A 17,562-nucleotide genomic window follows, 5' to 3' on the forward strand; every position below is an offset into this window, starting at 1 on the left:
ATCCTCTTCACTCCCTGACATTACGCAATCGGATCGTCGTTTGATGGCGATATACAATAAGTGGAGATTTCAGCCACCGGGCTGTGATGGATAAAGTGACAAAAATCAGTTCCCCTTTTGCCTGTGATTTTTCAAGATGAAAGGTCTCAATCACGATCTCTTTTGGGTCAAATAACCGTTCCCAGCCATTTTCCTGACAATCACCCGCGCCTCTTTTCCATTCGAGAGCCCGGTTATTTAGGCGATAACCAAAAAACTCGGATTCAATATGATCAGGTTTTTCCCATCGATGATTTAAATTGAGATCAAAAGCGACAATAAAACAGGAATTGGGCAATTCCGTATTTTTATTTTTAATCATCAATGGCTCACCTTCACACAATTTTTTATCCAGACAATAACCTGCCCGCCGGATATCTTTTTCCATCAAATAAACGGTTCTATTCACCAGATAATGCAGCCGATATTGACGATAGAGATCGAGAATTTGACCAGATAAGACCGGATAAGTTTTGGTCATGGCAACCAGTATTACGCTGCTAATCAACATGGCTGCCATCACTTCCAGCAAGGAAAATCCAGCCTGTTTTTGTTTAAAACAAAAAATAGGTTTTAAACAAAAAATAGGTTTAAAACAGAAATTCGTCAGCATCATGGATTTTTTATTCCCTCACAATTAGGCAGTTGACTCATTGTATTGCTGCATGTCCTAATCCGGCCGCGTCCCGAAATTACGATGCTAATTTCACCAGCCGCGTTCGCCAGAGTAAAACTGGCTGGTATTGCTGTATTTCTGATCCCATAAAAATTAATGCGATCATCCGTGGAAAATGGCAAAAATACATCTTCATGAGGAGAATTAACTCGTTCCCTCTCGCCTTCACTGCAAGCAGCTATTTTGGTTACAGACGAGACCAAACACCAAGAATGCCCCATAACCACCCATAAGGTGCGATCCTGATTCAAATAGTTTGCCAACGCCTGTTGTCTTTCCATAAATGACAGAACATTATGCACGGCGGATTGCAAACGCAGACGTTTTTGGTATTTCCCCCAATAATACAATCCACAAGACAAACTGATGGAGATGATGAGCATCGCTATCAATAACTCCAATAGTGTAAAGCCTGATTGTTCGGGACTCTTTATTTTGCTATTTACGCTTCTATTTATCCTTCTATTTACCGCACTATTTATCAGGTCATTCCCAGAGCATTTTTTTCTGTCGTCATTATCGTCATAACCTATTTTCGCCATATCCGTTTTCTCTGTTTCTATTTCAGGAGTGCGTTTTCCGGCTGAAAATATCTTTGATTCATAGCAACATGAAAAGACGATTAATCACATTATGCGAAGCGATTTCCGAGAAGAATAACCGTGAAATGATTTTTTCATTTTATTTGTGGAGCGACACGCAAAAGTGATAAGGGGCTGATTTTTAATCTTGAGAACCGTTGATGATAAATGTAAAAAGAGCAGGCAAAACCCGCTCTTTAACAATTTGGTATTCGTTTGGAAACGATGGGAATAGTTTCTTAAATCGCGACCGGGGCTTTAATGCCCGGATGCGGATCATAATCCACGATGTCAAAATCTTCGAATCGATAATCAAACAATGAGTCAGGCTTACGCTTAATCACCAATTTAGGCAACGCACGCGGCTCACGGCTTAATTGAAGTTTAGTTTGTTCCATATGATTGCTGTAAAGATGGGTGTCTCCGCCGGTCCAAACAAAGTCACCCACTTCAAGATCACACTGTTGAGCCATCATATGCACTAACAAAGCATAGCTGGCAATGTTGAATGGCAATCCTAAAAACACATCACAGGAGCGCTGATAAAGCTGGCAGGACAGTTTGCCATCTGCTACGTAGAACTGGAAAAAAGCATGGCATGGCGCCAATGCCATTTTATCCAATTCGCCAACGTTCCATGCGGAAACAATAATCCGGCGTGAATTAGGATCACTTTTCAATTGCTCAAGAACTTGGGCTAGCTGATCGATCTGACGACCGTCCGCCGAGCCCCAGGCGCGCCATTGTTTACCGTAAACCGGCCCTAAATCTCCATTTTCGTCAGCCCATTCATCCCAGATGGTCACGCCATTATCATGCAGGTATTGGGTATTGGTATCGCCCTTTAAGAACCAAAGCAGTTCATGGATGATGGAACGAAGATGGCAACGCTTGGTGGTTACCAGTGGGAAACCGTCTTGCAAATTGAAACGCATCTGATGACCAAAGAGAGAGAGCGTCCCCGTCCCCGTGCGATCATCTTTTACTGTGCCTTCTTCCAGCACTTTTTTCATTAAATCCAGATACTGTTTCATTTTGCCTCTTGTATCTTGTTGTCTTGAATCTTGTTGCGAGGACATTTATATGCCCATATCATCAGTAAAATTCCCACTAAGATCATTGGAACTGAAAGGATTTGTCCCATACTGATCCCGTCGAATAACCCGAGTTGTGCATCAGGCTGGCGGAAAAATTCGACTATTATGCGGAATATGCCGTAACCAATCAGGAACAGTCCTGAAACGCTGCCCATCGGACGGGGTTTGCGGATAAATAAATTGAGGATGATAAACAGTACAATCCCCTCAAGCACCATCTCATATAACTGTGATGGATGGCGTGGCAGGACACCATATTCTTCCAGAATCGGCCATAAAGAAGGATCGGCTGTCGCCATTGCAATGTCTTCACTGCGAGAATGCGGGAACAGGATCGCCCACGGCGTATCAAGCGTGACACGGCCCCATAGCTCGCCGTTGATAAAGTTGCCGATACGCCCTACTCCCAGACCAAAAGGGATCAGTGGAGCAACGAAATCAGCGACCTGCAAGAAGTGACGTTTAGTCCGGCGGGAAAACCACCACATGGCGCAGATAACCCCTATCAGCCCACCGTGGAAAGACATGCCCCCATCCCAAACCTTGAACAGATAAAGGGGATTATCAAGGAACATCGGGAGGTTATAAAACAGGACATAACCGAGGCGCCCACCGACAAAAACCCCGACAAACCCTGTATACAGCAAGTTCTCGACTTCCACTTTGTTCCAGCCACTGTTTGGTTTTGCCGCACGACGATTTGCCAACCACATAGCAAAAACAAAACCAACCAGATACATAAAACCGTACCAGTGAAGAGATACAGGCCCGATGGAAAATATGACAGGGTCAATTTTAGGAAATTCCAGATAGCTAGTGCTCATCGTTCCCCGCTAAAAGTAATGTTGTGTGAATGAATGATATGCGGATAAATTATCTTGTGCGAATGAATTATTTTGCTTAAATACCACCTCGAATTAAGCCTCCCAGTCCGTGCGATTCCATAAACTCAGCCGACAATGTTTTTACCTGCTGGCTGGTTTCTGCTTTCAGTACAACATTCATAAAGCCTTCCAGTTCGTGAACATCCAAATGGCGCAACAAGTATTTGGTACGTGGAACGCTTCGGCCACTCATGCTCAGGCTACGATAACCTAAACCAAGCAATATGAGTGCCCCCATGGGTGAACCGGCCATCTCACCACATATGCTAACAGGAAGATCAAGGCGTTGGCATTCATCAAAGGCCAGTTTCAGTGCCCTAATTACCGCAGGGTGTAAATTATCATACAGCGAAGCGACATGGGTATTATTGCGATCCACCGCAAGTAAATACTGGGTTAAATCATTGGTGCCAATGGAAACAAAATCAACCCATTTCTTTAACTGTGGGAGCAGAAAAAGAGTCGATGGTACTTCAATCATGATGCCAATCTGGGGCATGGTGAGTGTGCCGGAGATGGCTTGCTCAACTTCCGTTTTCGCTCTCTCTATCAGTTTTCGGGCTTCATCAACTTCCTCAATGCTTGTCACCATCGGCAACAGTATTTTTAGATTACCCGTGCAGGTATTGGCTTTCAGCATCGCCCTGAGCTGAATAAGAAAAATTTCTGGTTGATCCAGCGTGATGCGGATCCCTCTCCAGCCAAGACAAGGGTTGTCTTCACTAATCGGCATATAAGGAAGTTGTTTGTCAGCCCCAATATCCAATGTTCTCAATACCACAGGTTGATCGGGGAACAGTTCCAGCATCTCTTGGTAACGATTTTTTTGCTCATCTTCTGATGGAAAACCGTTATGTAGCATAAAGGGGATTTCTGTACGATATAACCCGACACCATCAATACTGTCCGCTATGTGCTGTTCATGTTTCAGACTCAGGCCGGCGTTAAGTTGCACTAAAACCCGCTCCCCACTCTTGAGCCGGGCTTTTTGCTGCTGTTCACCTTCGGCCAATTTGCTGAGAACCTGTTCTTCTTCAATGATCTGCCGATATTCCTGAGCAATCAGCGGCTCTGGCTCAATGAAGATCTCTCCGCGATAACCATCCAGAATTAGCATCCGGTTATGCAGTAACTCAGGCTGGATATCCGCCCCCATGATAGCGGGGATGCCCATCGCCCGAACCAGGATCGCAGAGTGGGAATGCGTTGCGCCATCCCGCACAATCACGCCGGCCAATTGCTCCTGCGGCATTTCAGCCAATAAATTGGCACTGAGTTCATCGGCAACCAGAATAAAGTATTCCGGCCACTGATCAGCACCCGTGAAAGAATCGTCCAAATGAAATAATACCCGTTGCCCCAGCGCCCGCAAATCGGAAGCTCTTTCTCTCATGTAGGGATCTTGCAGGCTGGCAAATTGTTCGGCGTATTTTTCAATCACGGTTTTGATTGCCCATTCCGCCACAAAACCATTATCGACGGAGTAAAACAGATCTTGCTTGAGCTGGGGATCATTTAATAAATGAGAGTAGAGGTCAAAAATAGCCGCGCTTTCTTTCTGTGAGCTGGCAGTGAAACGTTTACTAATCCGGCGGCATTCCGCTGTTGTCTGCTCCAGGGCGCGAGTGAGTCTCGACCGTTCAGCCTGATAATCCAGCGTTAATGCCTCAGATACCTGATCCAATAAAGGCTGTGAGCAATCTTGCCATCCTTGGGCCATCACAATGCCGTTAGAAATGGCGAGCGCCTTAATCCGGGTTTGACGATACTGACCAAATAATCCTTTTGACTGCACCTGAGCGAGAATAACCGCAAGCTGTGTCGCCAGCGTCACCATGAAAGATTCTTCACTTTCATCAAACAACCGCCGTTCATGTTGCTGAACGACCAAGATCCCCTGTAACTGACGGCGATAAATAATCGGCACACCTAAAAAAGCCCGCAGGCTTTCTTCTTTGACTTGGGGGATATATTTAAAACTGGGATGCTCACGGACATCGGCAAGATTGATTAATTCAGACAGACGCCCGACTTCACCCACTACACCTTCATCAAAGGCCAGGCTAATCGCCTTTCCCCGGGGTTTTCTCAACCCTTTGGTTGCCATCAGGTAATAACAATGTCGTTGATGATCGGCCAGATAGATAGAACAAACATCCGTATTCATCGCCAGACAAGTTTCATTGACCAGCAGCTCAAGCGCCTCAGATAAATTAGCGGTCATGGCAACCTTTTCGACAATTTCCCGTAAGCGCATGAGCATAACAATAGCCTAACTTCTTCTGCGACGATGTAAATAAGGTGAATATAGTTGTGAAGCAGATTCCTGCACCGGCATCACAATGGGAGAAAATTCTTTCATCACGCGGCGATACACATCCCGTTTGAAGGAAACCACCTGCCGAACAGGATACCAATAGCTGACCCAACGCCAACCATCAAATTCCGGCGTTCTACTGCGCTGCACATTAATATCAGCTTCATTACACAGCAATTGTAGTAAAAACCAACGTTGTTTCTGCCCGATACAAACAGGCTTTGTATCCCAACGCACCAAACGCTTGGGTAATTTGTAACGCAACCAACTCCGGGTAGAGGCGAGAACCCGTACATCTTTGCGACTTAAACCAACTTCTTCGAACAACTCGCGATACATCGCTTGTTCTGGTGATTCCCCCGGATTGATGCCCCCTTGAGGAAACTGCCAGGAATGCTGCCCATAACGGCGGGCCCATAACACCTGCCCTTGGCGATTACAAATTACAATTCCTACATTCGGGCGGTAGCCATCATCATCGATCACCAGACTACCTCTTGATAAAACACATTTGAAAAGATAGCTAATTGTTTCACACTCATCTCAAGCGGTAAACCTCTATGATTGGACTTTGCAGACGCAGCCGAAGTCTCTACAATACCGCCATCTCAACGGGGTGCGGCCGTGATGAAACAGTTTTGCTGAGAACAAACCCGTCGAACCTGAACCTGCTAGTACCGTCGTAGGGATTTGGGATGCTAATCATTGATATAACATATGTAATTTTCATTTAGCACCTTCTCAGATCCTTTGCCATCCGCGAATAACAAACGTTATTTATTGATGTTTATAGATATAGCTATAACTACAGGAGCGCAAAGTGTTTAAAAAATTATTTTTCAGCTTTATTGCTATCAGTACGCTATTGGTTTCTGCTTGTGTCTCTGCCCAGGCGAAGCCCACATTGACAATTTACACTTATGATTCATTTGCCTCTGAATGGGGAGCCGGGCCAGCCATTAAAAAAGCGTTTGAAACAGAATGTCGTTGTGAGCTGAAATTCGTTGCTTTGGAAGATGGGGTATCCTTGCTGAACCGTTTGAGAATGGAAGGCAAAAAAACATCAGCAGATATCGTGCTGGGTTTGGATAACAATCTGATTCAAGCGGCTCAACAAACAGGGTTATTCACAGCGAGTCACGTTGATACCTCAAAACTGAAATTACCCATCGCATGGAACAATACGACGTTTATTCCTTACGATTACGGCTATTTTGCTTTTATTTACAACAAAAACACCCTACCTCATCCACCAAGAAGTATGGATGAATTAATCAATAGTCACCAGAATTGGAAAGTAATTTATCAAGACCCACGCACCAGTACGCCGGGATTGGGTTTCCTGCTCTGGATGCAAGATCTCTATGGAAATAAAACCGCACAGGAGTGGCAGAAAGTCGCCAAAAAAACGCTCACTGTCACGAAAGGCTGGAGTGACGCCTATGGCCTGTTCCTGAAAGGTGAAGGTGATATGGTGTTGAGCTATACCACATCACCGGGCTATCACATCATGTCAGAGAAAAAAGACAATTATGCGGCGGCCATATTCAAGGAAGGACATTATTTGCAGGTTGAAGTCGCGGCTCAATTAGCCTCAAGCAAGCAGCCTGAACTGGCACAAAAATTCATGAATTTCATGATTTCACCCGCATTCCAGCAAGTTCTGCCAACCACTCAATGGATGTATCCCGCCATTGATATTCCTTTGCCTGACGTTTTCAAACAACTTCCTGTTCCTGAAAAATCGCTGCTATTCAACGCAGAGAATGTGGCAAAACACCGTACAAAATGGATCCGTACATGGCAAAGCGCTGTAAGCCGTTAATCGCGGGTTGGTTATTGCCGGGGGTCATTGCCTCCGGCCTATTGATTGTTGTTGCCCTGTCAGCATTCGGGACGCTGTGGTTCAACGCGCCTGAAAGCGACTGGCAGGAATTCTTGAATGACAGCTATCTCTGGCATGTCATTCGGTTTACTTTCTGGCAGGCATTTCTCTCTGCGGTCTTCTCGGTCACCCCGGCCATTTTTCTTGCCCGGGCACTTTACCGTCGCCATTTTCCGGGCAAGACCCTATTTCTGCGCTTATGCGCCATGACATTGATTCTTCCAGTTTTAGTCGCTCTGTTTGGCATCTTTACCGTTTATGGTCAAACCGGCTGGCTGGCAACGATTGCCCAATGGATAGGCGTTGAATATCGTTTTACACCTTACGGGTTAAAAGGCATTCTACTGGCACATATTTTCTTCAATATGCCAATGGCAACCCGGTTATTGCTGCAATCTCTGGAAAATATTGCCATTGAGCAGCGCCAACTCGCTGCCCAGCTTGGCATGAGCGAATGGCAGCATTTTCGTTTTGTGGAATGGCCTTATCTGCGCCGTCAAATTCTGCCGACTGGCGCCCTGATTTTCATGCTGTGCTTTGCCAGTTTCGCTATCGTTCTTGCGCTGGGCGGCGGCCCGGCAGCAACGACCATTGAACTTGCCATTTATCAGGCGCTCAGTTATGACTACGATCTTGCCCATGCCGCCCTGCTTGCCTTGATCCAGCTTTTTTGCTGCCTCGGTTTGGTGCTTCTTAGCCAAAGACTTAAGGGCGTACTTTCCGTTGGTTACGGGTATCAACAACAATGGCGTAATCCGCAGGATTCATGGCTGCAAAAATTATCGGATGGTTTACTGATTGGCATGGCGTTATTGCTTTTGCTCCCTCCTTTTTTGGCGGTCATCATTGATGGCCTGAACCCTGATATTTGGGGTGTCTTAAGCCAACCCGCTTTATGGCAGGCTCTTATCACTTCCCTCATTATCGCGTTGGGCGCAGGATTGCTGTGCGTCATTCTCACGATGATGCTGCTATGGAGCAGCCGCGAACTGCGCTTACGCCACTTGTCCCGCTGGGGGCAAGCGATGGAAACCAGCGGTTTATTGATTCTTGCCATGCCGGGAATTGTCCTTGCCACGGGCTTTTTTCTCCTGCTGAACACCACTATTGGCCTACCTCAATCACCTTATGGATTGGTTATCCTGACCAACGCACTGATGGCGATCCCTTATGCTCTGAAAGTATTGGAAAATCCCATGCGTGATCTGGCGGAACGCTACAATCCCCTATGTCGTTCCCTCAATATTCAGGGTCTTCACCGGCTACGTTTAATTGAGCTTAAGGCGCTGAAAATTCCATTGGCACAAGCACTGGCTTTCGCCTGCGTCCTCTCCATTGGCGATTTTGGGGTTGTCGCCTTATTTGGCAACGAAGATTTTCGCACTTTGCCTTTCTATCTTTATCAACAAATTGGGGCCTATCGCGGTCAGGATGGTGCAGTGACCGCATTTCTGCTACTCCTGCTTTGTTTTATTTTATTCACTGTGATTGAACGCCTACCGAGCCGACGCCATGATTAAACTTGAAAATGTCATTTACACTTATGAGCACCTTACCATGCATTTCAATGTGAGAGTAAAAGCCGGAGAACGCATTGCGATCCTTGGCCCAAGCGGGGCGGGTAAAAGCACCTTGTTAAGTTTAATGGCAGGTTTCCAGTTTCCAGAACAAGGTCATATCTGGCTGGATGGCGAAAACCATACCCACACCCCGCCCTCCAAGCGGCCGGTTTCGATGCTGTTTCAGGAAAACAACCTGTTTTCCCATTTAACCATCGAGCAAAATATGGGCTTGGGATTGCACCCCGGATTGCGACTAAATGCTGAACAAAAGCAGGCACTCCAGCAGATTGCCACTCAGGTATCGCTGGAAGCGTTTTTGCCTCGTCTGCCCGCCCAACTTTCCGGCGGGCAACGTCAGCGGGCAGCACTGGCTCGTTGCTTAGTCCGCCATCAACCGATCTTATTGCTGGATGAACCGTTTTCGGCACTTGATCCTGCTTTGCGTAATGAAATGCTGGAATTGCTGGATCAAGTCTGCACCGAGCGCCAAATCACGTTAATGATGGTGTCCCATAATCTTGATGATGCCGCAAAAATCGCTCCGCGCGCTTTGCTGATTGTGGATGGGAAGATTCATTATGATGGGGCAACCGAGAAGCTGGTGAGTGGAGAGGCGGATGAGGCGGTGATTTTGGGGATAGGTTGAGGCATCAGATTTTCAGTCGCGATCCAAGAAGTTACCGCTAAGGGGAAACTCTCAGAACATTGGTTGAGAGTTGTCTACCTGCCTGATTCTCGCAGATAGGTTTAAGAATGATTACTAAACTCCACTTTCTTATAAACCACCAAATTCTCCCTATCTTCATCCGGCCTGTGCCCATGCCAGAATAGCACCATGCCTTTGGGTGCAGGTGCCATTTCTTTGGATAAGACAATCAACCAGTCGCATTTTTTTGGCGTATCAAACGTATTCTGTTGTTGATGTAGAATATGGGCATAGTAATAAAGCATTGGCGCTTCTGATTCACCAATGTTATACGACGCCATACAGTCATTCACTTGATACACGCCTGCCAATTTCTGCTTTAAATCAAGAAATGCGTCTTGATAACCTTTGGCATAATCAATCCAGCCAATAAATAATGTAAAGACTAAACCCCAAACCGTCGCGATACCTAAAACCCAATGTTGGGCGGCGCGCAAGGCGGGTGATTGAGAGAGAAACCCGCTTTTTGCTATCCATATCACGGTGATTAAAGCAGCAATGGCGACGATAAATCCCGAAAAGTGCATCTGGTAACTCATCGGCAACCATCGGCCAAGCGGCGACAACCAATGCTTATCATCCGGAGAAAGCGACAATAAATAACACCCCCACAAAAATAGCATCAGAACAGACCAAAGTGTAGAGGAGAATAGGGTTAAAGATTTATAGATGACTTTAGGTAATTTAATAAAAACTTCTGTGGCCAGAATGGCCATTGGTGCAATAAAGGGCAATAGATATAATGCACGACCGGAGGCTGATATTTGCAATAAAATAATACCTAATACAACAAATGAAGAACAAAGGAAATAATGTTCATCTGACAGGGCCTTGATTGGATTCATGAGGATAAAGATAAATGCCAGAATACCGGAAGGCAGGGCAAACAATAACACGGCTTCCGGGATCATGGTTAAATTACCCCGGGCGCCAAGATCTTCAACAGAGAAACCTAAAAATCGGCCAATGTTATTATCCCAAAACCAGATTTTGAATAAATCAGGATGTTCAATAAGTAACATCACCGGCCACGGCAGGATCAAAACCAGTGCAATAACGCCTGACGTTAAAGCACTTAGCCAATATTGTTTAGTCCGACAACCTTTAAGAAAAATCGGGGCAAGCAGCAAACAAAGCCATAATAATCCCGGAATAAATATCCCTTTTGATAATAAGGTTATGGCCGTACCCATGATCAACCATAAACAGGAATAAGGTGTTTTTTCGTTTTTAATTAATCCCAGCAGACCATATAAACCGAGGGTGGTTCCGGTGATTAATGCCGTGTCAGTAAACATATCATGACTGTGGCGAATCAGGCCGGGAGCACTTGCATATAAGGCAAAAGCAATCCATATCCGGTTGTCGGTAAAGTTTCTGACATTTAAGACACGGCGGGACAATAGAATGAAAAAGGAAAAATTGATCGCAGAAAAAAATAGTGTCGCGGTTCTGGCCGCATCGTGCATCGGAAGCCAAGGAGATAATAGATGCACAAAGGAAGTCGCTGTCCAATAATACAGCGGGGGCTTCTCCATGAAAGGTTGCCCCGCATTCATGGTTACCAGCCAGTCTCCGGTTTCATACATGGTTTGAATAATGCCAAAACTATAGTTTTCATCTTGTTTCCAAGGCGTATGCCCATAAACGCCAGGTAATAAATAAAGCAATGTGAAAGTAACAAATAACAGCAACGCTTTGATATCTGTGTGAGTCAGTTTATTGGGGTTATTCATCAATATTTACCAAATTCAATGAGCATTCATCTTCTGCATACAAACCTATGACATCTTACCTCATTGGAAATTATAACAAAATGCGCGTGATCACACCGGATAAACATTCTATATTATAGAATTAGTTAAATTCATTGACATTAATATGATGAAATTAAATTCATTGAAAAATGGCACCGTAATTATATTTAAATGGATATTATTTCCTTAGGGAAGTTTCCATTACATCATTATTAATGAGATACCCCTTTTTTATAAAGAAATAAAGTGGCTCATATCATTAACAATCCTCGTGTTGTTATTTCTTCAAAAAATACTGTATAAATACACACCATAAATGCTATGATTGAAGTTATCCTCCACAAAACTCAATATGGCTAATGGGTCTCAACAAAGAAAAATCATGCAGATAAATCACGCTGAACAAGGTTTTATACTGACTCGCCACTGGAAAGAGACTTCGGCTGGCATTGAGTTGGTGTATTGGCTCGCGACAGATAAGGGGGCACGCCGCATTACTATCCCTCACCAAAAAGCGGTTGCCTTTATTCCTCAACATGATTTACCCAAAGCCAAGCGTTTACTCGTACAGGAAAAGCCTTGCGAGCTAAAAGCATTATCACTGAAAGATTTCCATCGTCAGCCGGTCGCTGCACTGTACTGCTTACACTATCACCGCCTGCAATATCTGGAAAAAATCTTTAAAGAGCACGATATTCCACTCTACGAGGCCGATATTCGTCCTCCCGATCGGTTTATGATGGAGCGCTTTATTACTGCTCCGGTTTGGTTCAGCCAGAAACCGGATGGGAGTTATCAGATGAAACCCAACCCGGCCTATCGTCCCAATCTGAAATGGGTCTCCCTGGATATCGAAACCAGTCAGCATGGGGAGTTGTATTCCATCGGTCTGGCGGGATGCGGTGAGAAAACCGTGTTTATGCTGGAACCGGAAAAGGGTTGTCGGCAGGATCTTAATTTCAAACTGGAGTATGTTGCCAGCCGCCCACGGATGCTGGAAAAACTGAATGAATGGCTGGCTCATTACGATCCTGATGCCATTATTGGCTGGAATTTGATTCAGTTTGACTTAAGGGTGCTGCAACAACATGCCGAACACTATAATGTGCCACTGAAATTCGGCCGTAATCAGGGTTTGCTCGAATGGCGCGAACATGGCTTCAAGCCGGGGCATTTTTTTGCCTCCGCAGAAGGCCGCTTGTTTATTGATGGCATTGATGCGCTGAAAACGGCAACGTGGAATTTTCCTTCCTTTAGCCTTGAATATGTTGCGCAGGAATTGTTGGGAGAAGGAAAAGCGCTGGATAATCCTTATGACCGGATGATCGAGATCAATCGTCGCTTTCAGGAAGATAAGCCCGCGCTCGCTCACTATAATTTGCAGGACTGTATTCTGGTCAATCGTATTTTTGAGAAAACGGATCTGATGGCGTTCTTATTGGAACGCGCTACGGTAACCGGATTGGCGGTGGATCGCAGCGGAGGTTCGGTGGCAGCGTTCACACATCTTTATCTGCCCAAAATGCACCGCATGGGTTATGTCGCGCCCGTTCAGCCAACGGTTTTCGATGATAGCAGCCCCGGCGGTTTTGTGATGGATTCATTTCCGGGGCTATATGATTCGGTGCTGGTACTGGATTACAAGAGCCTCTATCCTTCGATTATCCGCACGTTCCTGATTGATCCGGTCGGAATGGTCGAGGGAATTGCCAACCCCGATGGTGAACATGCCGTTCCGGGTTTTAAGCAGGCATTTTTTTCCCGTACTCAACATTGCCTGCCCGATATCGTCACACACATCTGGCACGAACGTGACAAAGCCAAAAGGCAACAGAACGCCCCGCTTTCTCAGGCGCTGAAAATTATCATGAATGCGTTTTATGGCGTGCTCGGGGCTTCCGGCTGTCACTTTTTTGATCCCCGTCTGACATCCTCCATTACGATGCGTGGGCATCAAATCATGCATCAAACCCGTGAGTTGATCGAATCACAGGGCTATCAGGTGATTTATGGCGATACGGATTCAACCTTTGTTTGGCTAAAACGTCCCCATTCTGAAGAAGAAGCCAACCGGATTGGTCATACGCTGACGCAGTTTGTTAACCAATGGTGGCGAAATCACCTTAAAACCGAATTCAATCTTGACAGTAAGCTGGAATTGGAATTTGAAACGCACTATCGGCGCTTTCTGATGCCAACGGTACGGGGTACGGAGCAAGGCAGTAAAAAACGTTATGCCGGATTAAGTGGTGATAACGTGATTTTTAAAGGGCTGGAAACGGTAAGAACGGATTGGACGCCCCTCGCACAAATGTTCCAGAAGGAGCTGTATACCCTGATTTTCCATCAACGGCCCTATCAGAATTATCTTCGTGAGTATATTGCCAAGACGCTGGCCGGTGAGTTTGATGATCGCCTGATTTATCGCAAACGACTGCGCCGCAAGCTGTCGGAGTATCAGCGCAATGTTCCTCCCCATGTCAGGGCCGCACGTTTGGCAGATGAGTATAATCAGCAGCATCATCGCCCGTTGCAGTACCAGAATGGCGGTTGGATCAACTATATCATCACGCAATCCGGGCCGGAACCGTTGGAAAATCAGACGGCAGCACCCGATTATGAGCACTATATCAATAAGCAGTTGATGCCGATTGCCGATGCGATTTTGCCCTTTATGCAAGATGACTTTATGGCGCTGCTCACCGGGCAAATGAGCATCTCTTTTGAGTAATGGCTATTTTTGCAGGTGACGGCTTGCTCCGCTTCAATTAACATATCGCCCCTCTAATGGGCAATGGTGATTTTGTAACCCCATTTTCAAGAAAACGGGTGTGGTAAAGTGCCATTGAAAACTATCCCTATCGATAACCAATGATGATCGATATCCAACAAAAGCAGCCATCCTGCAACCATAAATAACATTGTCTAACAGAAAACTGAGCCAAAATTTATGCCATTTACTCTTGGTCAACGCTGGATAAGCGATACAGAAAGCGAACTTGGATTAGGAACCGTCGTGGCGCTTGATACGCGCATGGTGACGTTGCTTTTTCCTGCCAGCGGAGAAAACCGCCTTTACGCACGCAATGACTCCCCCATTACCCGCGTTATGTTTAATGCGGGCGATACCGTGACCAGTCACGAAGGCTGGAAACTCAAGATCGATGACGTTCAGCAAGATAATGGCCTGCTGATCTACATCGGTACTCGTCTGGATACTGAAGAAGAAAATATCTGCCTACGGGAAGTTTTTCTGGATAGCAAGCTGACGTTTAATAAGCCGCAGGATCGTCTGTTTGCCGGTCAGATTGACCGCATGGATCGCTTTGCACTACGTTTTCGCGCCCGTAAACACCAGAGCGAGCAGTCTCGTCTGGCAGAAAGTGGGCTGCGTGGCATTCGTGCCAGTTTGATCCCTCACCAGTTACACATTGCCAATGAAGTGGGCAAGCGCCACGCGCCTCGTGTGTTACTGGCGGATGAAGTGGGTCTGGGTAAAACCATTGAAGCCGGCATGATTATCCACCAGCAATTGATGGCCGGACGTGCCGAGCGGGTGTTGATCATCGTGCCAGACAGCCTGCAACACCAATGGCTGGTCGAAATGCTGCGCCGATTCAACCTGCGGTTCTCACTGTTTGATGATGGCCGATATAGCGAAGCGCTGCATGACAGCGATAATCCCTTTGAAACTGAACAATTGGTTATCTGTTCGCTGGATTTTGCCCGCCGCAATAAGCAGCGTTTCGAACATCTGCTGGAAGCGGGCTGGGATTTAATGGTGGTGGATGAGGCTCACCATCTGGCATGGAGCGAAGCCGCCCCAAGCCGTGAATACCAGGTTATCGAACAGTTGGCAGAGCAAATCCCTGCTGTCCTGCTGCTGACGGCTACCCCGGAACAGTTGGGTCAGGAGAGCCATTTTGCCCGTTTGCGCCTGCTGGACCCGAACCGCTTCCACGATTATCAGGCATTTATTGATGAACAACAGAAGTATCGCCCGGTTGCCGATGCGGTCTCATTGCTATTGTCCGGTGAAACCTTAAGCAATGACCAGCAAAATATCATTGTTGAACTGATCAGCGAACAGGATATTGAACCTCTGCTGAAAGCAGCAAACAGCCATCAGGATGAAGAGAGCGAAAATGCCCGCCGTGAACTGATTACGATGCTGATGGATCGCCACGGCACCAGCCGATTGCTGTTCCGCAATACCCGTGGTGGTGTGAAAGGTTTTCCACATCGTGAATTGCACGAGATTAAGTTACCGTTGCCAGCCCAATATCAGACGGCAATCAAGGTTTCTGAAATCATGGGAGCCAAAAAGACCGTGGAAACACGCGCCAAGGATATGCTCTATCCTGAGCGAATCTATCAGGAGTTCGAAGGTGAAAATGCCACATGGTGGAACTTCGATCCCCGCGTAGAGTGGTTGTTAGGTTTCCTGACGGCAAACCGTGACGAAAAAGTGCTGGTTATCTGCGCCAAAGCCGAAACCGCCCTGCAACTGGAGCAAGTGTTGCGTGAGCGCGAAGGTATCCGAAGTGCCGTATTCCACGAACGTTTGTCCCTGCTGGAACGCGACCGCGCCGCTGCTTACTTTGCTTCCGCAGAGGAAGGGGCGCAAGTGCTGCTCTGTTCTGAAATTGGCTCCGAAGGACGTAATTTCCAGTTTGCCAATCAGCTCGTCATGTTTGACCTGCCGTTCAACCCTGATTTGCTTGAACAGCGCATCGGGCGTCTGGATCGTATCGGTCAGAGCCGTGACATCAAGATCAGCGTACCTTATCTGGAAAATACCGCGCAATCCATTCTCCTGCGCTGGTATCACGAAGGTCTGGATGCGTTTGAACATACCTGCCCAACCGGCCGCTCTATCTATGACAAGTATTATGAAATTCTGCTGAATTTCCTTGCCAGGCCCAATGAGCAAACCGATTTCAATGCGTTTATTGCACAATGCCGCGCACATCACGAGCAGCTCAAACAGCAATTGGAACAAGGCCGTGACCGCCTGCTGGAAATGAATTCCAACGGGGGTGAGAAAGGTCAAGAGCTGGCAGAAAAAATTGCCGCACAGGACAACGATACCGATCTGGTGAATTTTGCCCTGAATCTGTTCGATATCATCGGCATCAATCAGGAAGATCGCTGCGACAATATTATCGCCCTGCACCCATCCGATCATATGCTGGTGCCCGATTTCCCCGGGTTACCCACAGATGGCTGCTCCATTACGTTTGACCGCGAGAAAGCCCTGTCCCGTGAAGATACTCAGTTCCTGAGCTGGGAACATCCGATCATCCGCAATGGCCTGGATTTGGTGCTGTCAGGCGATACCGGAAGCTGCGCTGTTTCCATCCTGAAAAACAAGGCACTGCCCGTCGGTACGCTGTTGGTTGAGTTAATTTACGTTGTTGAAGCACAGGCGCCTAAACATCTGCAATTGACCCGTTTCCTGCCTCCAACGCCAGTGCGCCTCTTGATGGATCTGAAAGGCACCAATCTGGCGTCTCAGGTCGAGTTTGAAAGTTTCAACCGCCAGCTAAACGCCATCAACCGTCACAACGCCAGCAAATTGGTGAATGCGGTACAGCAAGAAGTCCATGCGATTTTGCAGCAATCAGAACCGCTGATTGAAGCGCAAGCGCGTGTGTTGATTGAGCAATCGAAGAAAGAAGCTGATGAAGTGCTGTCGGCGGAATTGTCGCGTCTGGAAGCCCTGAAAGCGGTTAACCCGAATATCCGTGATGATGAGCTGGAAGCGATTGGGTCTGAGCACAAAAATCTGCTGCTTAACCTTGATCAGGCCAACTGGCGTCTGGATGCGATTCGTTTGGTGGTGGTTTCCCACCAATAATCGTTCGTCATCAATGAAATAAATCGCTGCGCTTAAACTCAAGGGGCATCTCGTGAAGAGAGTCCCTTGAGTTATTCTTATCTCACATTAATCTCGCACCCATTGGGCGAGGGTTTACGGCTGATTTTGCAAAGCCATATCTGATAGAATGTACCCCGTTATTTCTTCGACACGATTATTTTTCGGTACAACTATTTT

General features: G+C 46.6%; 12 protein-coding genes. 5 read left to right on the plus strand and 7 right to left on the minus strand.

Annotated elements, in window-relative coordinates; genetic code table 11:
* Window positions 1-7: 7 nt before the first annotated feature.
* From Xbed_RS09810 to rppH, 6 genes are all read right to left on the minus strand, one after another.
* On the minus strand, window positions 8-655 hold the full coding sequence (locus Xbed_RS09810) for a prepilin peptidase-dependent protein (protein WP_244182460.1): 648 nt from the start codon (window positions 653-655) through the stop codon (window positions 8-10).
* On the minus strand, window positions 652-1,257 hold the full coding sequence (locus tag Xbed_RS09815; RefSeq protein ID WP_086112747.1) for a prepilin peptidase-dependent protein: 606 nt from the start codon (window positions 1,255-1,257) through the stop codon (window positions 652-654). Before Xbed_RS09815 ends, Xbed_RS09810 begins: the two co-directional genes overlap by 4 nt.
* 278 nt (window positions 1,258-1,535) lie before the next feature.
* Window positions 1,536-2,330, minus strand: a complete 795-nt coding sequence (gene thyA, locus Xbed_RS09820) for a thymidylate synthase (protein WP_086112748.1) — start codon at window positions 2,328-2,330, stop codon at window positions 1,536-1,538.
* The gene (lgt, locus tag Xbed_RS09825) at window positions 2,327-3,217 is read right to left on the minus strand and encodes a prolipoprotein diacylglyceryl transferase (protein WP_086112749.1); all 891 of its coding nucleotides are present in this window, start codon (window positions 3,215-3,217) and stop codon (window positions 2,327-2,329) included. The genes thyA and lgt overlap by 4 nt, the downstream gene beginning before the upstream one ends.
* Window positions 3,218-3,293: 76 nt before the next feature.
* Window positions 3,294-5,540: a phosphoenolpyruvate--protein phosphotransferase gene (gene ptsP / locus Xbed_RS09830; RefSeq protein ID WP_086112750.1), complete on the minus strand. Its 2,247-nt coding sequence runs from the start codon at window positions 5,538-5,540 to the stop codon at window positions 3,294-3,296.
* 9 nt (window positions 5,541-5,549) lie between these two features.
* Window positions 5,550-6,080: an RNA pyrophosphohydrolase gene (gene rppH / locus Xbed_RS09835; RefSeq protein WP_086112751.1), complete on the minus strand. Its 531-nt coding sequence runs from the start codon at window positions 6,078-6,080 to the stop codon at window positions 5,550-5,552.
* A 334-nt stretch (window positions 6,081-6,414) separates the two neighbouring features.
* Here rppH and thiB point away from each other — a divergent pair, with 334 nt between their 5' ends.
* From thiB to thiQ, 3 genes are read left to right on the plus strand one after another with little or no spacing between them, the layout of a single operon-like run.
* Window positions 6,415-7,419, plus strand: a complete 1,005-nt coding sequence (gene thiB, locus Xbed_RS09840) for a thiamine ABC transporter substrate binding subunit (RefSeq protein ID WP_086112794.1) — start codon at window positions 6,415-6,417, stop codon at window positions 7,417-7,419.
* Window positions 7,395-8,999, plus strand: a complete 1,605-nt coding sequence (gene thiP, locus Xbed_RS09845; protein WP_086112752.1) for a thiamine/thiamine pyrophosphate ABC transporter permease ThiP — start codon at window positions 7,395-7,397, stop codon at window positions 8,997-8,999. Before thiB ends, thiP begins: the two co-directional genes overlap by 25 nt.
* Window positions 8,992-9,687, plus strand: coding sequence for a thiamine ABC transporter ATP-binding protein ThiQ (gene thiQ, locus Xbed_RS09850; RefSeq protein WP_086112753.1), 696 nt, complete (start codon window positions 8,992-8,994; stop codon window positions 9,685-9,687). The genes thiP and thiQ overlap by 8 nt, the downstream gene beginning before the upstream one ends.
* 101 nt (window positions 9,688-9,788) lie before the next feature.
* On the opposite strand, the gene Xbed_RS09855 is transcribed toward thiQ, so the two are convergent.
* Complete coding sequence (locus Xbed_RS09855; protein WP_086112754.1) at window positions 9,789-11,483, minus strand: ArnT family glycosyltransferase; 1,695 nt, start codon at window positions 11,481-11,483, stop codon at window positions 9,789-9,791.
* A 403-nt stretch (window positions 11,484-11,886) separates the two neighbouring features.
* Here Xbed_RS09855 and Xbed_RS09860 point away from each other — a divergent pair, with 403 nt between their 5' ends.
* Both Xbed_RS09860 and rapA read left to right on the plus strand, forming a co-directional pair.
* Window positions 11,887-14,235: a DNA polymerase II gene (locus tag Xbed_RS09860; protein ID WP_086112755.1), complete on the plus strand. Its 2,349-nt coding sequence runs from the start codon at window positions 11,887-11,889 to the stop codon at window positions 14,233-14,235.
* A 219-nt stretch (window positions 14,236-14,454) separates the two neighbouring features.
* On the plus strand, window positions 14,455-17,364 hold the full coding sequence (gene rapA, locus Xbed_RS09865) for an RNA polymerase-associated protein RapA (RefSeq protein WP_086112756.1): 2,910 nt from the start codon (window positions 14,455-14,457) through the stop codon (window positions 17,362-17,364).
* The last annotated feature ends 198 nt before the right edge of the window (window positions 17,365-17,562 follow it).

Origin of the sequence: Xenorhabdus beddingii, from assembly GCF_002127545.1 — a bacterium.
GTDB classification, from domain to species: domain Bacteria; phylum Pseudomonadota; class Gammaproteobacteria; order Enterobacterales; family Enterobacteriaceae; genus Xenorhabdus; species Xenorhabdus beddingii.